This is a genomic window from Winogradskyella sp. R77965 (assembly GCF_044594915.1).
Classification (GTDB): domain Bacteria; phylum Bacteroidota; class Bacteroidia; order Flavobacteriales; family Flavobacteriaceae; genus Winogradskyella.
The window spans coordinates 1,842,501-1,864,309 of the sequence record NZ_CP138990.1 but is presented as its reverse complement, the minus strand read 5'-3'; the positions used below and the strand labels follow the sequence as shown (position 1 = coordinate 1,864,309).

The window sequence follows — 21,809 nt, the reverse complement described above, 5'->3', positions numbered from 1 at the left end:
AGAAGCTTGTCTATGTTGGTTGATAAAGTTACGACTATTTGGCCTTAAGCCCCAGCATTAAAAAACACTTTATAGAAGAGCATTTTTTTCTCATCATCATAATCACGTTCTAGATATTCTGAAGAATTAAAAATGACTAAAAAAAATGTATTAAGAACCTTTTAATTTTATAATCAACCGCTTACTTTTTGCATAATTAACTTTTTTATTCAAGTTTTTTAATTCATTATAATTTTCTTTAAGTATTAAATCCTTAATAATCTTATAATTTGACTTGAGTCTGAGTTGATTACTCGTACTCTGTTCTACTTCAAAAAAATATTCACCAGAATCATTTTTAAAATCTATATTCCCATTTTCTAGGCCTAAGACCTCTATGTTACTTGGAAAATTCATAAAAAACATAAAGCGATCCGAATAACTATAATCAAGGTAATAATTAAGTTCAGAAGTGTCTGAAGTAGTTTCTAATTGATTGTGTTGAATTAATTTGTCTATAGATATACTTATTAGACTATCATTTATAAACGTGACGACGTTATTTAGTGTCCCTGTACCACTCATATTAAAAGCAAAAGGCTTATTTCCGTTCAAATTTATACTTGAAACAGTATCAATTTGTATTGTGTTATCATTGCCTTCAAATTCTGACAAAGCGTCGTAAAAATTACTTGCTTCTTCGTTTTTATTCAACATTTCAAAAAACACTCTCAATTCTGTTGATAGTCCACCAGAGACCTTAAATCTGTATCTAAATGTGGCTTTCTTTTCTTTAATATCTACTTCGCTCGATATCGTTTGATCAATATAGTTATAATTTGAATCCATTCCGGGTAACTTAATTTCAGCAACATCAACAGAATCAACCGTTGCAAATTCAAAGTCTCTATTAATAAACTTATCCTTTTTCTTCTTTTTCACCTTTATGGAGGGTTTGACTATAATGGCTTTGGTATTGTAAATGGAGGTTGGAATTTCATCAATCTGATACATGTATAAATCTTTATGCGGATATAGAAATTTCATATATCCTTTTTCATTTTCGAAAGCAAAAAATATATGTTCAAATTCACCCTTTCTAATGTATTGAGTATCAATATTGCCCGAACGTTTGTTTCTGCCAAATACAGCCCAATAGTCAATCTCTAAGTCCTCTAGTATACGTCTATAAAACCTGCGGATACCAAACGCATCAAACCTTTTTTGTTTTAGAAAGTAACCTGTAGATTTTATTAATTCATCTTCTCTAATAGGTTCCATCTGAAAGTTGTTTAGGACTTCAGAATATAATAAGTTAAATTTATAATACTTAGAGCTGTCTTTTGCTGTTCCTATGACTCTGCGCTTCCATCTTTTATAATATGACGAATTATCATAGTCTAAAGCCATAGGTTGGGTAAGGAAATTAAACTCTTCGTTGTAGACATCTTTCCACGTTCTTAATTCACTATCCTTATCTTCTAATGTGTAATACAAATACGGATGCTCGCAAAGCAGGCAATTATTCTCATTCACCTCTAACCCTTTTATTTTATCCATTGAAAATTGTAAATAAACTAAAGAGTCATTAGAAACAACATCTGGTTCAGGAAAATTATTGTAAGGTTTGTATCTGGTTGCTAATTCAGGGCCAGTTTTTATGGAGTATTGTGAATCTTTACTTGGTAAATTTGTATATAAATTTACATAGCCCATTAATTCAGATTCTTTTAAATTCTGGTAATAAACGTAGTTTGTTTCAATCGTGTCTCCTGGTTCTACAGCAGGAATAGGATAATTAATTGCGCCAAATTTTTCTTTTTTAGAATTCCGTTTAAATACCAAGCTAGAATCTAGTTCAACAATGGAGCCGTCAGCTTTTAGGGTTCTTATTTTAATTTTTTCTAAATGATTACTCTCAAATGCATTCAAATTTAAAAAAGCATAATCTTCCACGCCCCTGTTTGTATTTACTACTAATTTGTTATTTACTGAAACATACTTTTTGTAGCGAACCCAATTCTTTGCATATGTAACATCGGTATAAAAATGGGTGTAATAAGCATCAGAATTTTCGCAAAGTTTTAAAAAGGGGTCAGTTAATTCGCTATTGACATTAGAGTTGAAACTAAAAAAAAGTATACACGAGAATATAAAGACTAGACTAACTTTTCCGCTTTTTGAGAACAATTGGTTCATTTATTATTTTTTTAAATGATTTTAAAATTTCATTTGTTTTACTAAGATTTTCCTTTTCTATAAATATATGGTCAAAGACAAAATCGTAATTACATTCAATTTCCATATTTGATAACGCTTTAATTTTCATTTTGAGAGATATTCCTTCCCCTTCATAAGCATAATTAATAGTTTCAAATGTTTCAACAGGTTCATCCATTAAAATTTTTGCACATACTTTTTTGTGAAATGGGTTTCTTAAATAAGTGCCATCTATTAATGTTTCTCTACTCTCTGTCTCTATAAGTCTAGGTAAAAAATCAATGAACACATACTTATTGATACCATCGTTGAAAGTTTTACCATTAATTGAAATTTTTCCTTCTAAATGAAGTTTTTTTAACTCATTGACTAAAGTCAAATCAGAGATTGGTTGATTTCCAAAAATTTCTTTGTAATGTAATTTCGCAAAACTTTCAAACTCTTTTTTGCCTTCGCTATTAAGAATACGCCTTAAATAATTATTTGATAGGCCATTGTAGTCAATACCAAACGTTCCTTCTATAAGCTTATTATTAGCATCTATTTTCAAGTCCATTTGATAGTAAATTTCATTCTGTTTAGGGCTAAATGGTTTTACTTCATAAAAAGAGCCTCCTTTAGAATTTACAATCAAAATCGTTCGATCTTGTAAGCTTTGTACAGGTGTGCCTTCCAAATGAATAGGATCTGTTGGGTCTAGTAATATGGTTTTGTCATTTATGTAAGCGGTACATATAACGTGATTAGCAGAACTTAGAGAGGGAAAATCACAATCACTTATATGGTCAAAAGTTGCTGCTAAAGCAATATCACTCTGAATACCTTTGTATTTTAATGCCTCTGATAAAAAATTGGAAAGATCTTTGCAATCTCCTTGTTTGTTTAGAAAGACCTCATTAACGTGTGAAGGTATAAAAGCACCCATACCAATCTCTATAGCGACATATTTAAAATTATGTCTTACATATCCATAAATTGTACTAATAATTTCCGATGGGTCAGTGAGATTAACAGTTAATTCATCAATTTTCTCTTTTGCCGCCACATTTAGACCTTTTTTTGGAATTATATTGTTGTAATACCAATCATTCATATATTTAATAGACTGGTTGTTATATGACCTTGGCATTACTATAGTGCGCATTAACGGAACTTTCATATTCTTATAAATTCCAAAAAACTGTAATGGATCTGGCTCTACTTTTTTTGGAGACACTTTTATATCCCACTGAGAACCTTTATCAGTTCTTGTAGAATCTATAGTATAAAAAGATAGCGAATCTTTATAAATTGTATTATGAGCCAGTTGAAATTTTTCCGGAACTTTTATTTGGTATCTTAACGTATCAATTTCGTTATAAGAAAAGAAGTGTAAACTTGTAAAATACATCAATTCCTTGCATGAAACTGAATATGTTAAACTTATTTCTTTATCCCTAGGAACCTCAACAGATTTAACCTTTTTACTGGTAATATAATCTAGCTTAACATCTTCTTCATAAATTTTTTTTATTGATAACTCCTTCAAGCGTCTCCCTTTCTTTTCAAAAAGCTTAATATCCGATATTTGCTCTAATTCGGTATCATAGAAAATTGGATAATGACGTATTTCGTCACTCTTTTTAAATAAGATTGTAATTTCATTTACAAAAGAAGAATCCTCTTGGATTTCAATTTTTTCTGATTTTGATTTTAAATGAATGTTTTGAGAAAATCCTTTTGTACTGTAAAAAACAAAAAATATAAAAAGGAATACTTTAATGAGGCGCTTCATAAAATAGTATATAACGAAGTTAGTTAAAATTCTGACAAATGCAAACTAAGCCTCAGCATTAAAAAAAACTTTATAAAAGTGCATTTTTTTCTCATCATCATAACCACGTTCTAGATATTCTGAAGAAGCATCTGGTGCATCAACATCTAACTTTATTTGTATGTTGGTGTCTAACTTTATTTCGGTCTTAATCTTTTGTTTTTGCTTTTTTAATGCGCGTTCAGAGACATCAAACTGATTTCTAATCAGGACTTTATTTTCAGCTTCATAACTTTTTTTGTAGTCTTCAAAGAGTTGTATGTGATCTTCTTCTTCAAAGACTTCTTCTTTAAAGGTTTCGATATTTACAATCTCATTTTCCTTAAAAAAATCAACAGTATTTGCTAAGAAATTACTCTGAGCTTGGCCGCCAAAATTAGGCTGAATAATTTCCTTAGAAAACTCTCTACACAGTTCAATGCAATTCTTGGTGTGTTGGTTGCTATCGTCGGGATATTTAATGTTTAAGAAGCTTTTTATCCAGTATTGAGTATCGTAAGTGTTATTGTCTACACTAAACACAATTTTGCCTTCCATATCTGAAGTATTTAATATCAAACAGCCTTTATCGACCTTCTTAGCTTGTATGCCTTTTTGTACTAAAATATCGTAGTTACCACTTTCTAAATACGTTTGAAAAAATTCAGTTTTATTTTCAATTTTATAGATGCCAATTGCATCGGTAAAATAGTCCTCGTATTGCACATTTTCAAAATGACAAACGAGTACATCCCCTGTTTTTATCTGTGCTGAATTACTCTGTTCAAATAAATGGGTGACGATGTGTTTGGAGACTTCTGAAAAATCTTCCTCGTCTTTGAAAATTTGTTCAGAATAGGTGTTGATTTCATTTAGTCCAACATCGCTATGATGATGAAAACGATAAGATTCAGATGCGCTAACAAAAGGTTTTAGTAGATAAGGTAACATTAAATTATAGGTAGCTTCATCAAAGTCTACTGCGGTATCAGAAAAGGCATTTTTTGTGTCGTTAAACTTGTTGCCAACCTTATGGATAATACAGCTTTTTATAGATGCTTTCTGTCGTTTTATCATGAGTTATGAAAGTGTCTTAATATGAGGTTACAATACTACAAAAAGGATCGCCTTAAAATAAAGAAAACGCCAAAATAAATTTGGCGTTTTCAGACTCAGGGACTTGAGATTTGGTTATCGTTATATTTTCACAAATTCTACACGTCTATTTTGGGCTTTTCCGTCAGTAGTTTTATTATCGTTGACTGGTTGAGTCTCACCTTTACCATCTGTAGTCAGTCGGTCTGCCGAAATTTTATAAATACTAATTAAAACGTCTTTTACGGCAGCAGCTCTGTCTTTAGATAACTTTAAATTAGCATCATTTGTACCATCAGAATCTGTGTGACCAATGATATTTAATTTTATACTTTCATCTTGCATTAATACTTGTGAAATCTGACGTATAATTCCGAGTGATTGCGGTTGGATGTTAGCAGAGCCAGAATCGAATAATATTCCGTTAGTTGAAATCTTACCTTCGTTCATCAATTTGCGTCTTAAGTCTTCACCGCCTTCTGCGACTTTGAGATTAGAAATAAACAAACTTTCTTTACCTTCTGGTTTAAAACTATTTAGCTGAAATTTAATAGCTTTTATTGGTGAATTAATACCTATCATTTTTGGGATATCGACGCATTTTTTTTCATTTACCCAAACTCTTAAACGTTCTGAGTTAACAGCTATAGAAATATGGGGTTTATTTAATACGGCTTTTCTAATGTCTGCTTTAATTGAGTTATTTATAGAGCTTTTGTTGTTTATTCTATTTTTAACATGAAAATCAGATACTGTGTACTGAACAAAGGGTATCTGTATTTCTGCAAAATCTTTCCCAGTTTTAAATTCATTATTATCTTCTAAGCGAACCTCTAAGTTTGCACCGATAGATGTTTTTTTATTTATACCTAATGCTATTAAATCAAATTCGATTGTATAGTTTTCAGGAAGATCACTTGGTAGGTTGGGGATATAGTAGATGCTATAACCATGCATAAATTGAAACCATCTCCCTGCGACTTTATTAAGTGTTACAACTTCCCCTGAGCCATTAGTATTCCAGTTTGCAGGAAAATCTCCAATAAAATCATTTGAGAAATCGTCATAAAAAATAAGCTTATCACCAGGTACAAAATCGTATTTACTGTAGACTTCTAAACCATCTGAAATATTAGAGGGTTCTTCTTCAGTTTCACTATTGTTTTCTTTGACTTCTCCATCAGAGCTAGTGCCTGATTCACTCACTGTTTCATCTTTGGGTTCAGTACTTTCATCTTCATTACCTTCCTCATCTTCTTTTTTACGTTCTCGTTGACCTAGCAATAATTCTTTAGCAGTTTTAATGCTGTATTTCAAAGCTTTTTTAGCACGATTAATTTGTAGTGTCGCTTTTCCTTGTTTCAGTACGCCTGCCCCATCTAAATCTCCTAAAATATCTGGTGCACTTTCGCTCAAGGCAGAGACGTCATCTATAGCGTCTTCCAAAACATCAATATCTTCATCTTCTAATGGAGTGCCAGCTTCTGCATAACCATCATATTTGTAGACTTTATCATATAAATCGAAAGACTCACTTACAAACCTATCTACGCTATAAATACCGACTCTATTTTTTGGTCGTTTTATTTTTTTTGTTTGTGCTTCAAGAACTGGAGTTGCGAAAATGAAGAAACAAAACGTAGTAATTATATGTTTTAAAGCCGTAGTATGATTCATTTTAAGTAATTGATTAATAGCCGTATAAAAATAAGTATAACTATTGATACTAAAAAATGAAATATACAATCGCGAAGAATTTTAGTGTATTTTATAAATTACAAGTGTTTTATTATCACTTTGTGTGATAAGTTCTAGTCCTTTTTCTTTGTCTAATTCTTGAAGCTCTGCTGCAGACGTCCCAAAAACCGGAAAATTAGGTATAGGTTTCGCTTGACTGTCAAAGAGGTATACTTTTTTTGATTGTAAATCTGTAGTAGACACATATATTTTATCATTGAGATAGAAAATTTTAGGAGCTGTATATTCACCATAATCTAAATCTACTGTTCTAGACTTTATGTTGAGCTTATTCTCTGTCATAGAAACTAAAGTTTTGCTAGTCGTTTCAATTTTGTGTTTATCTGAAAGATTTAAATTGCTTGAGATCAATTTTCCTTTAGTGTCAACCTGCACAAGTTGACCAAGCGTATTGGTTGTGGTGAATTTATTTTTGTATAAATACAGTTCGTTATTAGAAAATCGAATTTTATCTTTTACGTCAATTCTAACGCTACCTTGACGATTTAATATTTTGAGATTTTCTCCAGCGGCAAATGCGATATAATCTTTGCTGCCAATCCTAAAATGTTTGGGTTGAGTAGAAATAGTAGAGCCATTATTTTTATAATTAAATCCAGATACAGATTTTCCCTTAGCATCATACATTAAAAGATTTTTTCCTTGTGTAACTAATAGTCTGTAATTTTTTCTTTTGTCGTAATCAAATACGGAAAGTGGTTGGGTAATTGCGTCATTAAATTTTAGAGGAAATGGTGCAACGTCTTTTCCATTACGATCTAAAACATAAATACGGTTAGGGGTTGCAAAAGCAAGTTGCAATCTACCGTTCTTGAACATATCAATTTGTTCGATTTTACCAAGAATTTTTCCTTGTAATTGTTTTTTCCAAAGGATATTACCAGAATTTGAAATAAGGTAAAGTGTATTTTTTACATCTTGTATAGCGATATCATGTGCATTAGTAATGTGATTTTTAAGCGTTTGTGGTGCTGTGAGTATTTCTGTTTCAAGCTCCGTTGTAAAAGCTTCAGAAATAGAGTGAGAGGCTGCTTTTCTTTTAAACTTTTGAATAATACCATTGACATGTGCATAATTATCCTCATAGATAAATTGTACAGCATTGGCGTTGTAACCTTTGGTGTTTTGATCTAAAACTTCAGAGAGTCCGTCAGCATTTTTAAAAACAAATAAAGAAGCTTCATCACTGAGATATTCACTGATATTGGTAAAGGCATCAGAATTTACCAATGTGTTGCCATTTAAGGCATTTGTAAGTATATTTTTAATGGTTTCTATAGAATTTGAGAATATGACAAAGTTTTCAAAAACAGAAAAGTACTTCGCATTTTCGAAAGTGATAAACGGTTTTAAGCTTGATTCAAAAAAATCTGTATTTTCAGATTCGAAAATTTCAATAGCCCTAAATGTTTCAAGATTAGATTTCTCTTCAATAGATTCTAAAACTAAGTCAGGATCTAATGTGTGTAATAATATCGCATTGTCTATTAAAGCAATTTCGTTAGTGAAATTTAAAAATACTGCCGAGCTATCAATGTCTTGTTGATTTAATTGATTCAAGTTTTTGTTTAAAACTGAAAAGTCGTCATAAGCAATACTTAATAATGACTTTGTGTTTTTAGGAGCCATTATAGGTGTGTTTGTTTTTTGGGGAATTGTATGCTTAAAAATATCTAGATTATTAGTAATAGAATCTTTAGATGTCAATATTCCGTTGTACTGAAGACTATTAGCTAAGTAGTTGAAATCTAAAACTGTAAAATTAGAAGCATTGTTGTTGTCTTCGGTATTAGTAAAAAGTAATTTCGAATAATTTTCAGAGTCAGACTTAAAAACTATTGAGGCAACAGATTTATTATCAGTAGTTTCAATCAATTTGCTCAGTTCTGTGTTTTCTTCTTTAGGACTTAGCGTTTTTAGAATTTCTAGATTATTAGAAGCGGCAAAAACATTTCCAACAATTTTATGATATATTATTGTGGTATCTATTTTAGTTTTTTCAATTTCGAAATCAACTAAGGTTTCTGATATATGATTAGAAATAGAGTCAACAACAAATAAGGTGGAATCATTTTCCGTAAGAATGATATAATCCGAATTATTTCCTCTTGAATCAGAAAAACCTATAAAAACCTGTTTGGTTGTATTCAGGTTTTTTAGAGCCTCAGAAGCATTTTTTAACTCCTTAATATATATACCCGAAAGAATATTGTGATTTTCAATACTATTATTAAAGTCATTTAGTTCAGAAACCTTTATGACAGAAGTAACACTATTTGGTATAAATTGAAAAGCTCGTTTATTCTTATTGTAATCTTTTTTACAGGCTAACAGAAAAGATAGTAGCACTATTAAAAATCCAAATTTCTTCATTAATATAATATTGTTATCACAAATATATAAAGTTATATATCTAAACGGTATTGCTCTGGCAATAATCTAAATGATTTCCTGTGATATTTAGTAATGCCAAATTCTTTAATCGCTGCCCTATGTTCTTTCGTTGGGTAGCCTTTATTTTGCTTCCAATTATACATGGGAAATTCTTCATGAATTTTTTCCATGTACTCATCTCTATATGTTTTTGCTAAAATTGAAGCGGCTGCGATACTTAGATATTTACTGTCTCCTTTTATTATAGTTTCATACGGAATTGCTTTGTAAGGTTTAAACTTGTTTCCGTCTACTATAATATAATTAGGAACCTTTTTAAGTTTATCAATGGATCCATGCATGGCTTTTATGGAGGCGTTCAAAATATTTATGGAGTCAATTTCAGTTTCAAAAACATGCTGAAATGCAAAGGTTGTAGCTGATGCTTCAATAATTGGTTTTAAAATATTTCTATTTTTTTCTGAAAGTTGTTTAGAATCGTTTAATAGATTATTATTAAATGATAAAGGTAAAATAACTGCTGCTGCTGTAACAGGTCCAGCTAAACAACCTCTGCCGGCTTCGTCGGTGCCGCATTCTAGATTAAAAGAAGAGTATTGAATTTTAAGAGACAAAATGTAAAAATTTGAACAAAGTTATAATTTTAACGCAACCCTTTTACAGTTTTTGCATCTAACTAATGAGTTAAAGGTTAAAACATTGAAAATTTAATTTCGCCCACTGTTAGCGAAATCGATTTAGTATTAACATTTTTTTGGCAAAAACACTTGCTTATTTAATATTTAATTAAGATGTTTGCAACTAGACTAACTCAAATAATTGTTTTATGAAATTAAAGTTAACATGGTTATTAACGCTTTTTATGGCGTTCGTGATGCAATTTTCTTTTGCACAAGAGAAAACTGTCACAGGTACAGTTACAACAGCAGATGATGGTTTACCCCTTCCTGGCGCTAGTGTAATTGTGAAAGGTACCTCTAGAGGTCAACAAACAGATTTTGATGGAAAATATTCTATATCTGTTAATACGGGCGATGTCCTGGTAATCTCATACGTAGGTATGAAAGATGCCGAAGTTACTATTGGTGCTGCAAGCACTTATGATGTTGCGCTTGAACTCGACAACGCTTTAGATGAAGTTGTTGTTGTAGGTTATGGTACAACTACTAAAAAGGCTTTTGCCGGAACCGTTACGACCGTTTCCACAAAAGACATTGAAAATAAGAATTTTGCGAACGTAACTCAATCTCTTGCAGGTGAGGCGTCTGGTGTTCAGGTTATTAATACTACTGGTCAACCGGGTTCAGTTTCTACTGTTCGTATTCGTGGTTATGGATCGATAAGTGGTAATAGAACTCCACTTTATGTAGTTGACGGTGTTCCGATAACTGCATTAGAAACATTAAATGCTATTAATCCAACAGACATTCAAAGTACGTCTATATTAAAAGATGCTACTGCAACTGCGATTTATGGGTCAAGAGGTGCTAATGGTGTAGTATTAATTACAACAAAATCAGGTTCTTCTACAGAAAGTTATATTGAAGTTGATTTTAAAACAGGTATCAATACTCAGATTATACCGCGTTATGAAACCATAACAAATCAAGAAGAAAACCTTGAGTTGATTTGGGAAGGTTTAAGAAATGGACGAATGATAAACAATGGCGAAAGTTTAGCTGTTGCTAGTGCTTGGGCAAGTGAAAATATAATTGCTGATTCCGGTCTTACGGGTGTTATACCAACACGCTACAACATGTGGGATGCACCAGGTAATCAATTAATTGATCCTGCAACAGGTCAATTTACAGGTGTTGCTAGAAAGTTCACTCCAGAAAATTTTGAAGACTTAGTTATTAGAGACGGATTACGTCACGAAGCTAACGTTAGATTTGGTGGTGGTAATGAAAAGTCACGATATTTTATTTCTGGTGGATTCTTGGATGATAATGGAATTACAGAATCATCTTCTTTTAAGAGGTATTCATTTAGAACTAATGTATCTTCTCAAATAAAAGATTGGTTAAAAGTTGGTGCTAATATTTCGTATTTATACGCAGAACAAAGAAACAGTACTGCTCTAGGTGGATCATCAGCTGTTTTTGAATTCATTGATAAAGTGCCTAGAATTTTTGGTGTGTTTGTTAGAGATGCAGACGGTAATAAAGTAGTGGATCCGATATTAGGTGGTTTTGTTCCTGATTATGGTGCTATTAGTACTGGCGGTACTGCTCCAGGTAGACCATCATCAGATGGTGTTAGCCCATATGGTAATATACTTTTTGATTTTAATGGCTATGATAGAAACGAACTTGTAGGAAGTGCTAACATTGATGTCGATTTAGCTAAAGGTTTAACCTTTGAAAGTTCATTAAGTTACCAATACCGTGGTAATATTTTTAAGAATATGTCGAATCAATTTTATGGTGTTGGACAGCCTGCTGCTGGAACATTGTTTCAAAGAAATTCGACAAATGAAACGATTAACTTCTTAAAGTTATTACGTTATAATACAGACTTTGGTAAACACTCTTTAGAAGTATTAGCTGCACACGAGAGTAATAAATTTGAAATTGCTATAGTAGAAACTAATAAAGCTGGTGCTGAAGTGCCATTTGCATTAGAGTTAACGCAATATATTATAAATCAAAGTCCTGCTGAAGGTTTCGTAGAAGGAAGAACTTTAGAATCTTATTTTGGTCAGTTAAATTATGATTATGATGATAAATATTTCTTTACAGGATCTTTAAGACGAGATGGATCATCTGTGTTTGCCAATAATAAATGGGATACATTCTACTCATTAGGTGCTGCTTGGATTATCACAAATGAATCTTGGGCTGAAAGTGATTTCTTAAGATTTCTTAAACTTAAGGCTTCATATGGCTTAGCTGGTGATGAGGCAGGTGTATTTTCTGCAACAGGTTCTTACTATGTAGGTCAAAACTTATTTGATGTTACAAACTTAGATGGTGGTTTTTCGGTTGCGTTAGAAGGGAATATTGCAAATCCTGATATAACTTGGGAAAGAAAGAAACAAATTCAAACAGGTTTAGAATTCACATTAGGAGATATAGTTGATGGTAGTTTAGACTATTATATCAATGATACTGAGAACTTATTTTTCAATAAGCCAGTAAATCCGGCTTCTGGTTCAAGTGGACTTTTAGTTAATGATGGTGAATTAAGAAATGCAGGTATAGAATTTGATTTAAATTTTCATATCCTTAGAAAGGATAACATAACTATGGACTTAGGTGTTAATGGAACTCATATAAATAATGAGTTACTTGCCCTTCCAGCAAATACTAATAATGAATTTATCAACACTACTTTTGGTGGTGCGAGAGTTGGTTATCAGGTAGGTAGATCTATTTTCGATTTTTATTATAGAGAGTATGCAGGTGTAGATCCAGCAGACGGTTTACCAATGTGGTTTGAGTATTTTGATGATTTAAATGATAACGATATATTAGATGCTGGTGAAGAAATTGAAGCTTCTTCTCTAGAGGTTCACAAATTTAATAACCCAGATTCTGATAACTTTAAAAGACAAACAACTAAGGAGTACGATGCTGCAACGCAAAAGTATGTAGGTAAGTCTTTACTTCCTGATCTTCAAGGTGCATTCAGATTAAGCGGTAACATTCATAACTTTACTTATGCTGCACAGTTTACATATCAGTTCGGAGGACATGCATTTGATAATAACTACCGTGAATTTTTTGAACGTGGTTTTTCAACTGCCAGTGGTACTTTACACGCTGACATAAGAGACAGATGGCAACAACCTGGTGATATTACTAGTGTACCTAAATTAGGTAATGGTTCTGTTGCAAATGATGTTGGTGCTAGTGATAGATTCCTTATCAAATCTGATTTCATAGGTTTAAACAGTGTTAATATCGGTTATAACTTAGGTGGTAAATTGTTAGAAAACACAGGTATAGATAATATTAATCTTTTCGTATCAGGTGATAATTTATTTATCAGTACGGCAAGAAAAGGCTATAACCCTCTAGTAAGAGAAGGTGGAAATACGCGTAGAAATCAATACGCACCTTTATCATCTTTTACTGTTGGTTTAAGAATGAAATTTTAATTTAAAAAAAAGCGAGATGAAAAAAAATGTATTAAAATTAATTGGTTTAGGTGTCCTAATGTTTGGACTTCAAAGTTGTGAGAATGATTTTCTAAACACACAACCAACGGAATTCCTTTCGGAATCTGAATTAAGTGATGTTGTAGATTTAAACCCTGCTTTAGTGCAAGGTACAGTTGATGGTATTTACACTCAGATGTTTACCAGTGGTTCTGGTGGTACAACTGGTCATGATGATTTTGGCCAAAAAGCGTATGATGTATTCTCTGATATGCTATGTAGTGATATGGCATTATCTGGTAGTGTATATGGATGGTATAGAGCTTCTATAACTGAAATGCAAGCTACACAAGATTTTACGTTTGGTGATAATTTCCAAACTTGGTCTTATTATTATGGACAAATTCTTAATGCCAACTTAGCAATGTCTAATCTTGGTGGACAGGATGGTGATCCAGAGAATCCAGAAGCGAGAGCGCTACTAGGTCAGGCATTAGCCTCTAGAGCACATTCATATTTTATGTTGTTGCAATTATATGCTGATGATTATAATGCAGACGCGCCAGCGGTTCCACTTTATGACGTTCTTACAGCAGAAACGCTGCCTAAAGCGACTCAAGGTGAGATTTATACAGTTATTGAAGCTGGTTTAAATAGAGCGATTGAATTATTAGAAGGGTATAACAGAAGATTCTAAATCTAAGATTAATCAAAACGTAGCAAGAGGTATTTTGGCTTATGCTATTGCAGCACAAAGAACAAGATGGAGTGAAGTGGCAACACTTGCTGGTCAAGTTTTAGCTGAATCTGGTACTGTATTGATGCCATCTACTGCAGATCCTCACGGAATCTTAGGAGGATTTAATGACGTAGGTAATCCTTCATGGTTATGGGGAGTTGATATCAATGAGAATTCGTCGGTAGGATTAATCTCATGGTGGGGTCAGGTTGATTATTTTTCATACAGTTATGCAGCAGTTGGTGATACAAAAGCAATCGATGCTAGTTTATATGAGAGTATGAGAGCAGACGATGTTAGAAGAGGTCAGTTTTTTGATGGTGCTGGTGCCCAGTACTTGCAACCTTTGTTTAAGCAATATGATGTTGATCGTGTACCATTTGGTACTGCAACTATAGTTAAAGCTGATTATCATTACATGCGTCATGCAGAAATGATTTTATTAAAAGCCGAGGCTGAGGCTAAGCAAGGCTTAGATAGCCAGGCAAGAACAACTTTAGGTTTACTTGTTGATGCTAGAATCGCTGATACGTCTTATTTGAGTGCTCTTAGTGGACAATCTCTAATTGATGAAATCTACAAGCAAACGAGATTAGAATTATGGGGTGAAGGTAAGTCATACTTTGCTATGAAAAGAAACCAAGCTTCAATCGTAAGAGGAACTAATCACTTGTCTTTTGCTGGTGAAACTATTCAGCACAATGATGATAGATTGACTTTTGAAATTCCACAAAGAGAAATTCAGGATAATCCTTTTATAAATGATCAAAACTAATTAAATAACATTTTACTAATGAATAAATTTTTAAATTATACGGCAGTTTGCTTGCTTCTACTAATTAGCTTTAGTTGTGAAGATGAAAATGGTATAGGAGAGAGCGTAAATTATATTACTTTTGAAAGTGGCCCTTTAGCAACAGATCTTGTTGAAAATGCAACGTCAACTTTTGATGTAACAGTTTATACTGGTAATATTGTGGGAGCTGATCGTACTTTGGCAATCATGGTTAGTGATGATACGGCGTTAGACGCATCTACTTTCAGTGTACCAGCCACGGTAACAGTGCCAGGGAATTCTAATGAAGGTAGTTTCGCTATCACATTTACAGACAATGATAATCTTGGTTTTGTAGCTGAGCAACTCATACTTACGTTTGAAGAAGGAAATGGTATTTCAGTAGGTGATCCGCTAGTTATTGATGTAGCGCAAGAGTGTTTGGATACTCTAGTAACTTTAGATTTAACTTTTGACAATTGGGCTGAAGAGGCGTCATGGGAAATTTATGATTTGTCTGGTACTACACCAGCAATTATATTCTCAGGTGGTTCTGGTGGTGAATATACTGATTTAGACAATAGTTCTATTAGTTTAAACTTTTGTTTGGCTTCTGGTAATTATGGCATAGCTGTATATGATGCTTATGGAGATGGTGGTACGGATTATGTTGTTAGTGCTGGTGGTGCAGAATTGTCATCAGGTTCAGTGCCTGGAGGTAACCCTGCTAACGTTGGGACAGTAATCTCTGATACGTTCACTATTGATTAATGAAACAATAGTTATTATACTTTAAAATGCAATGGAGCTACCTTTTAGGTAGCTCCATTTTTTTGCATAAATACAAGTTATGATTTCACATTAATTATCTTTATATTACAAATAAAAAAAGAAGAATGAAAAAGTATATTGCAGCAATAGTCTTAGTTCTAATGTTCAACCTTTCTAATAGTCAAAATTTTGATAAATCTAAGCTTTCAAAGGGCAACGCTGATTTATTAGAAGAATTAGAGAATCAAGAAGAATCGCGTTTAATTAGGGTACAGTATTACCTAAATAATAATCCAAAATTAAAGTCAATAATAAAAGACGGAATCAATATTACTCATATTTACGATATTATTAATGGTAAACCAATATATAGGTCAACAGATAATATACAAGCTGCAAGAGCCACAAAGACTGTTGATTTATGGGCAGGTGGAAGTTTAGGTTTAAATTTAGATGGTTCTGGTATGACTGTAGGAGTATGGGATGGCGGTGCAGCGGATAATACTCATGTTGAGTTTGGAGATGCTTCTGGAACTCAATCACGTATTACAGTTGTAGATGTAGTTAATGCCTCTGAAGGTGGATCAGATTTTAATGCGCATGCGACTCATGTTTCCGGAACGATATCAGCTAAAGGGATAGATCCAAATGCAGTCGGAATGGCGCCAAATGTAAATGTTAAATCTTATAATTGGTCAAATGATGAATCAGAAATGGTTACAGCGGTAAATGCACCTGTTAATCCAATTATCCTCTCTAATCATTCTTATGGTATTCCAATTAATCAAGACGATGGTCAATTAGATGCTGCTTTTATAGGTGCTTACACACAAGGGGCAAGAAATATAGATAATATTGCAAAGAATAATCCTAAATATTTAGTAGTAGCTTCTGCTGGTAATTCTGGAAATGTAAGTTATCCAGGATGGCTTTATCCGGGTTATGATAAGCTAACTTCAGATAAAAATGCTAAAAACAGTCTTATTATTGCTAATGCGAATCCTGCTGTAACTGAGCAGCCTTTGTTTAGTGGTAATTTTGAATTATCTAACTTAGCTATTAATCCGGGCAGTAGTCAAGGCCCTACAGATGATTTAAGAATTAAACCAGATATAGCAGCTGATGGTTCAAATTTGCTTTCTACTACTCCTAATGGCTCGTATTCAACGTTTTCAGGAACTTCAATGGCTGCGCCTAATACTACTGGTACACTGGTCCTTTTACAGCAGTATTATAATCAATTACACGGTGTCTATATGAATTCATCGACATTAAAAGGCTTAGTGTGTCATACTTCATTAGATGATAATGTTACGATTGGTCCTGACCCGATATTTGGATGGGGATTTTTGAATGCAAGAGCTTCCGCGACAACGATAACTGACGCAAATAACGCTCAAGCGGTAATAGATGAATTAACATTGGAAGAAGGCGGAACATATACTTTTACATTATCTGCTGAAGCTGGAGATAAATTGTCTGCAACAATCTGCTGGACAGATATGCCTGGTCAGGTTTCAGACGGAACAGTAAATGACCCAACTCCGAGACTCGTCAATGATTTAGATTTAAGAATTTCAGATGGAACTACAACTTATATGCCCTGGAAATTAGATTTTGATCAATCGACTGGTTTTTCTAATTCTAAAGGGGATAATACTGTGGATAATATAGAAAGAATAGACATAGATGTGCCAACAACGGGAATGTATACATTTACAGTAACCCACAAAGGGACTTTGCAAGGTAATGAAGGAGAGTCTTCTGATCTGCAAAGCCAAGATTTTTCAATAATTGTAACTGGTAATAACCTTACACTTGGAGTTGATGAAAATGATCTAGCTAGAAGTCTAGTTGTTTATCCAAATCCTTCTAATGGTGAATTTACAATTAGTTTTGAGTCTAATTTAAGTAGTAGTAATAATAATGTTAAAGTAGATATATATGACCTTCAGGGAAGGTTGGTTTACGATAATAACTTTAATAATGTATCATCAATGTTTAACGAGACAATTTCTTTAAATAATGCAAAATCTGGAGTGTATATACTAAATATATCTGATGGGAATAGAGCTACTTCACATAAGTTAGTAATAAATTAACTTAAATTAGTAACGTAAATTGTTATAATATCAATTTTTACTTTATATAAACAGCCTAGAAATTAGTTTCTAGGCTGTTTTATTTTAAAATAATTACTGGAAGGTTAGATTTATTGTATGATGAATTTTTTAAAAACTCTTATTTTACGTAGGATATCAAATACGAGTTTGATTATCGTTTAATTTTTTTCTAAAGACGACGACTTTCGATTTTTGTTATTCGAAATCAATGAATCTAGTTTTTGTTTAGTTCTAATTCCTTTTGGAGAAGCCTTAAGATCTGGGCTTAAATTTTCAAAGGCATCCCTAAACTTAATTGCATCAAAATAGGGTTTGTTAGCTTCTAAGTTTATTAGATTTAGACTAAAGTAACTATCCCTATATTGTTTCACATACGTTAGAGGGTACTCTGCCATTTTAATACTCGATTTTTCGAGAAGTTTATGAAGTGAATCCCTTTTTTCTTTACCAGAGGAGAGTCCCTCAGACCGATATTTGTATACAATACCTCTACTTTCTTCTCTAATAGAATCCATACCAGCTTTAAAAAGAATAAAGTCTTCATTAGATTTAGACCCATTCACTTTTGAAAGCATCAGATTATTTTTGTTTAACTCAATATCAATATTGCTATTTTCTAACATAAAAATTAATTGACCTTGCATTTTGTCTGAGGACATAAAAAATACTGTAGGTTCATCAACTTTGCCAGACATTCTAAATTTTTCGCCAGTTACAATAGCACTATCTTTTAAATGCTCTCTACCATTTTCACTAATATTTTTCAAATAAATTTTAGCACCATCAGATACTCCATTTGCTGTGCCATCTATTTCATAATTTGATTTATTTTCCTGACAAGAAAGAGCAATTATGCCGAAGAAATAGAAAATAATAAGTTTTTTCATTTAATTTAAATAGGTTTTTAATTAATAAAATAAGACCAATTAATGTTCAAAATATATGTTGAAAACATTATAAATTAAAGATAATAGTTTTTTAATATTTTTATAAACATTAGCCGTCAATAGATTGATTAAAATAAGTTTCACAATATACTGCTTAGAATAGATTTAATATCTTAAAAAAACCTTAATTCATTATTTGTTTAGAAATAAAACTGAATACATAATTTCAGTCTAAATATAAAAATTAAAACTAGTTAATGAGATTCACCACGGTGCTAAACAAAATTGTATTTTAGCGAAAATTGGAATCAGTAGAATTTAGAATTATTAAGCACAAACAATAATTTATAATAAATCTTGTTAGAATATATATTAATCTAAAATGCAAATAAAATATATAATAGCACTCGCTTGCTTTTTTTTACTCAACGAGATAAATTGTCAAGTAAAGTTAAATAGAACAAATGCTCCTGACGTTGGTGATAAGTTTGGTAAAGATTCAACTGCCGATAAGCGTTCTAAGGGCTTTAAAGATTTAGCGACTATAGATATGTATCTTCAATTTGCTGGTAGAATAGATTCAATTTTAGTAGATACTACGATATCAATTAAAAAAGATTACAAATTTAATTACCTACAAAGAGATAATTTTGGTTTAATGCCTTTTGCAAATATTGGGCAAACATACAACACATTAAGTTTTGATGCTGTAGATAATATAACTGCACCACTATTTGGGGCAAGAGCTCGCCATTTCAATTATTTAGAAAGTAATAAAATAAAATATTATGAAGTACCAACACCTTGGACAAGATTAACTTACAAAACAGCATTTGAGCAAGGGCAAATGTTAGATGCATTCTTTTCTCTAAACTTATCAAAACAATTTAACTTCTCAATTGCCTATAAGGGGCTAAGATCCTTAGGTAATTATCAAAATGCACTTACCAGCTCTGGAAATTTTCGTTTCACATCAAAATATAAGACTAAGAGCGAAAGGTATAATGCAAGAATGCATATTGTTATGCAAGATATATTAAATCAGGAAAATGGTGGATTGAAAAATGAAGACATTTTGAACTTTGAATCAGGTGAAGAAGAATTTTTAGACCGATCTGTTTTTGATCCAAATTTCGTAAACGCAGAAAATATTTTAAGAGGTAAGACTTTTTATATCAATCACTCTTATGATATAATCAAGAGAATGGATTCGGTTAGCCAAAATAAAGTTTCTATTGTAAATACTATTTCTTTAGAAGATAAGTATTTTCAATTCGATCAAACATCACCTGTTACGACTTATTTTGGTGATGCTTTTACGGCAGATATTAATGATAAGGTTAAATTAGAAAATTTTAAAACCTCCTTGGGTCTTAATTATTTTAATAACGCGTTAGGGGAAATCATGTTTGCTATAAATTATACGAATATTAATTATGGGTATGATAGTATTGTTTTATTTCCTGATGAAATTATTCCGAATAGGATAAAATCTAAATTTTTTGGAATAGAAGGATCTTATTCTAAGTCGTATAAAGGTTTTAATCTAGAAGCTCAAGGTGGACTAAATCTATCTGATGAATTTGTTGGAAGCTATTTGAGTGGTATTATTAATTTGAAATTATTTGACGATGTTATATTGGAAGGTGGAGTCAATATAAATACCAGACTTGCTAATTTCAATCATCTATTATATCAAAGTGACTATGTTAATTATAATTGGTATAATTTTAATGACTTTAAAAATATTAACAGCCAACAATTAAATTTTAGTATTAAATCTAATAAGTTTTTTAATGCTGATTTAGATATATCTAATATAGAGAATTACACGTATTTTAATCTTGAAGATACGATAGATGAGGTTAAAATAATTGTACCAAAACAATATGATAAGTCACTTCAATATTTAAGATTAAAAGTGCAAAAGGAATTTAGACTTGGTAATTTTGCTTTAGATAATACTATAATGTATCAAAACATAGTAAGTGACGAAGATGTATTAAATGTTCCAACTTTTATAGCTAGAAATACGTTGTATTATTCAAATCAGTTGTTTAAAAAAGCAATGACTTTGCAAACAGGCGTAACGCTTAATTACTTTTCAAAGTATAATATGAATGGTTATGATCCTTTGTTGGCGGACTTTTATAATCAAAATGAAAGTGAATTAGGTGGTTTTCCAAGATTAGACTTTTTTATAAATGCAAAAATTAGGCAAACAAGGATATTCTTTAAGGCTGAACATTTTAATTCATCTTTTACCGGTTATGAATACTTTTCTGCACCCAATCATCCATACCGAGACTTTACCATTCGATTTGGATTAGTTTGGGATTTCTTTTTGTAAAATAATTCAAGGGGTAATTCCTTAACAATAAGCCTACTAAAAAACAAATAAAAATAAATTCAAAAAAGGTGTTGTAGGATTAAAAAGGTGTTTTATATTTGCAGCCCGAAACAAAAACGGAAGTATGGGTTTCGGATGTTCATTTCCACATTTTTTATCAGGGGAAAATATTTTAAAAAATAATTTTGATTAGATGTTGTGGGAATAAAAAAAGGGTTTTATATTTGCACCCGCTAAACTCGGAAACGATGTTTGGATAAGGAAAAAAAGTTCATTAACATATTGAATTGACAGCGTAAGAATTAATTGGAAACGATTGATTCAAAACAAGAGAATAAATCATTTAGAGTACAGATTTTAAAAATTCCTATTAGTTGTTAAAGAGATAGTCGTAAGACTTAAAATTTAACGATGAAGAGTTTGATCCTGGCTCAGGATGAACGCTAGCGGCAGGCCTAACACATGCAAGTCGAACGGTAACATAGAGAAGCTTGCTTTTCTGATGACGAGTGGCGCACGGGTGCGTAACGCGTATACAATCTACCTTTTACAGGGGGATAGCCTTTAGAAATGAAGAATAATACCCCATAGTAAGTAATTTTCGCATGGAAGATACTTTAAAGATTCGTCGGTAAAAGATGAGTATGCGTTCTATTAGCTAGATGGTAAGGTAACGGCTTACCATGGCAACGATAGATAGGGGCCCTGAGAGGGGGATCCCCCACACTGGTACTGAGACACGGACCAGACTCCTACGGGAGGCAGCAGTGAGGAATATTGGACAATGGGCGAGAGCCTGATCCAGCCATGCCGCGTGCAGGAAG

The 21,809-nt window shown here is 32.1% G+C and carries 13 protein-coding genes and 1 rRNA gene (1 of these 14 only partly in view); 7 read left to right on the top strand and 7 right to left on the bottom strand.

The window, feature by feature from the left end:
* Positions 1 to 150: 150 nt before the first annotated feature.
* From SJY34_RS08315 to SJY34_RS08290, 6 genes are all read right to left on the bottom strand, one after another.
* Complete coding sequence (locus tag SJY34_RS08315) at positions 151 to 2,178, bottom strand: DUF3857 domain-containing protein (protein ID WP_400081198.1); 2,028 nt, start codon at positions 2,176 to 2,178, stop codon at positions 151 to 153.
* Positions 2,144 to 3,973, bottom strand: a complete 1,830-nt coding sequence (locus SJY34_RS08310) for a transglutaminase domain-containing protein (RefSeq protein WP_400081195.1) — start codon at positions 3,971 to 3,973, stop codon at positions 2,144 to 2,146. The genes SJY34_RS08315 and SJY34_RS08310 overlap by 35 nt, the downstream gene beginning before the upstream one ends.
* Positions 3,974 to 4,018: 45 nt before the next feature.
* On the bottom strand, positions 4,019 to 5,068 hold the full coding sequence (locus SJY34_RS08305; RefSeq protein ID WP_400081192.1) for a nucleoid-associated protein: 1,050 nt from the start codon (positions 5,066 to 5,068) through the stop codon (positions 4,019 to 4,021).
* A gap of 120 nt (positions 5,069 to 5,188) precedes the next feature.
* Positions 5,189 to 6,763 carry an OmpA family protein gene (locus SJY34_RS08300; protein ID WP_400081189.1) on the bottom strand — a complete coding sequence of 525 codons (1,575 nt, stop codon included), beginning with the start codon at positions 6,761 to 6,763 and terminating at the stop codon, positions 5,189 to 5,191.
* A gap of 81 nt (positions 6,764 to 6,844) precedes the next feature.
* Complete coding sequence (locus SJY34_RS08295; RefSeq protein ID WP_400081186.1) at positions 6,845 to 9,217, bottom strand: ribonuclease HII; 2,373 nt, start codon at positions 9,215 to 9,217, stop codon at positions 6,845 to 6,847.
* Positions 9,218 to 9,249: 32 nt separating this feature from the next.
* Complete coding sequence (locus tag SJY34_RS08290; protein WP_400081184.1) at positions 9,250 to 9,852, bottom strand: ribonuclease HII; 603 nt, start codon at positions 9,850 to 9,852, stop codon at positions 9,250 to 9,252.
* A 212-nt stretch (positions 9,853 to 10,064) separates the two neighbouring features.
* On the opposite strand from SJY34_RS08290, the gene SJY34_RS08285 reads away from it, so the two are divergent.
* The 5 genes from SJY34_RS08285 (at position 10,065) to SJY34_RS08265 (ending at position 17,727) form a co-directional block, all read left to right on the top strand.
* The gene (locus tag SJY34_RS08285; protein ID WP_400081181.1) at positions 10,065 to 13,340 is read left to right on the top strand and encodes a SusC/RagA family TonB-linked outer membrane protein; all 3,276 of its coding nucleotides are present in this window, start codon (positions 10,065 to 10,067) and stop codon (positions 13,338 to 13,340) included.
* Positions 13,341 to 13,356: 16 nt separating this feature from the next.
* Positions 13,357 to 14,037 (top strand): RagB/SusD family nutrient uptake outer membrane protein, encoded by a 681-nt coding sequence (locus tag SJY34_RS08280; protein WP_400081178.1) that lies wholly within the window; start codon positions 13,357 to 13,359, stop codon positions 14,035 to 14,037.
* Positions 14,038 to 14,071: 34 nt separating this feature from the next.
* Positions 14,072 to 14,854, top strand: coding sequence for a RagB/SusD family nutrient uptake outer membrane protein (locus tag SJY34_RS08275; protein WP_400081176.1), 783 nt, complete (start codon positions 14,072 to 14,074; stop codon positions 14,852 to 14,854).
* 18 nt (positions 14,855 to 14,872) lie between these two features.
* Positions 14,873 to 15,625 (top strand): hypothetical protein, encoded by a 753-nt coding sequence (locus SJY34_RS08270; protein ID WP_400081173.1) that lies wholly within the window; start codon positions 14,873 to 14,875, stop codon positions 15,623 to 15,625.
* Between the two features lie 125 nt (positions 15,626 to 15,750).
* On the top strand, positions 15,751 to 17,727 hold the full coding sequence (locus tag SJY34_RS08265; protein WP_400081170.1) for a S8 family serine peptidase: 1,977 nt from the start codon (positions 15,751 to 15,753) through the stop codon (positions 17,725 to 17,727).
* 179 nt (positions 17,728 to 17,906) lie between these two features.
* On the opposite strand, the gene SJY34_RS08260 is transcribed toward SJY34_RS08265, so the two are convergent.
* Positions 17,907 to 18,635: a DUF4369 domain-containing protein gene (locus SJY34_RS08260; protein WP_400081167.1), complete on the bottom strand. Its 729-nt coding sequence runs from the start codon at positions 18,633 to 18,635 to the stop codon at positions 17,907 to 17,909.
* 382 nt (positions 18,636 to 19,017) lie between these two features.
* Here SJY34_RS08260 and SJY34_RS08255 point away from each other — a divergent pair, with 382 nt between their 5' ends.
* Complete coding sequence (locus SJY34_RS08255) at positions 19,018 to 20,985, top strand: putative porin (RefSeq protein WP_400081165.1); 1,968 nt, start codon at positions 19,018 to 19,020, stop codon at positions 20,983 to 20,985.
* Between the two features lie 408 nt (positions 20,986 to 21,393).
* A 16S ribosomal RNA gene (locus tag SJY34_RS08250) occupies positions 21,394 to 21,809 on the top strand (it continues 1,110 nt past the right edge of the window).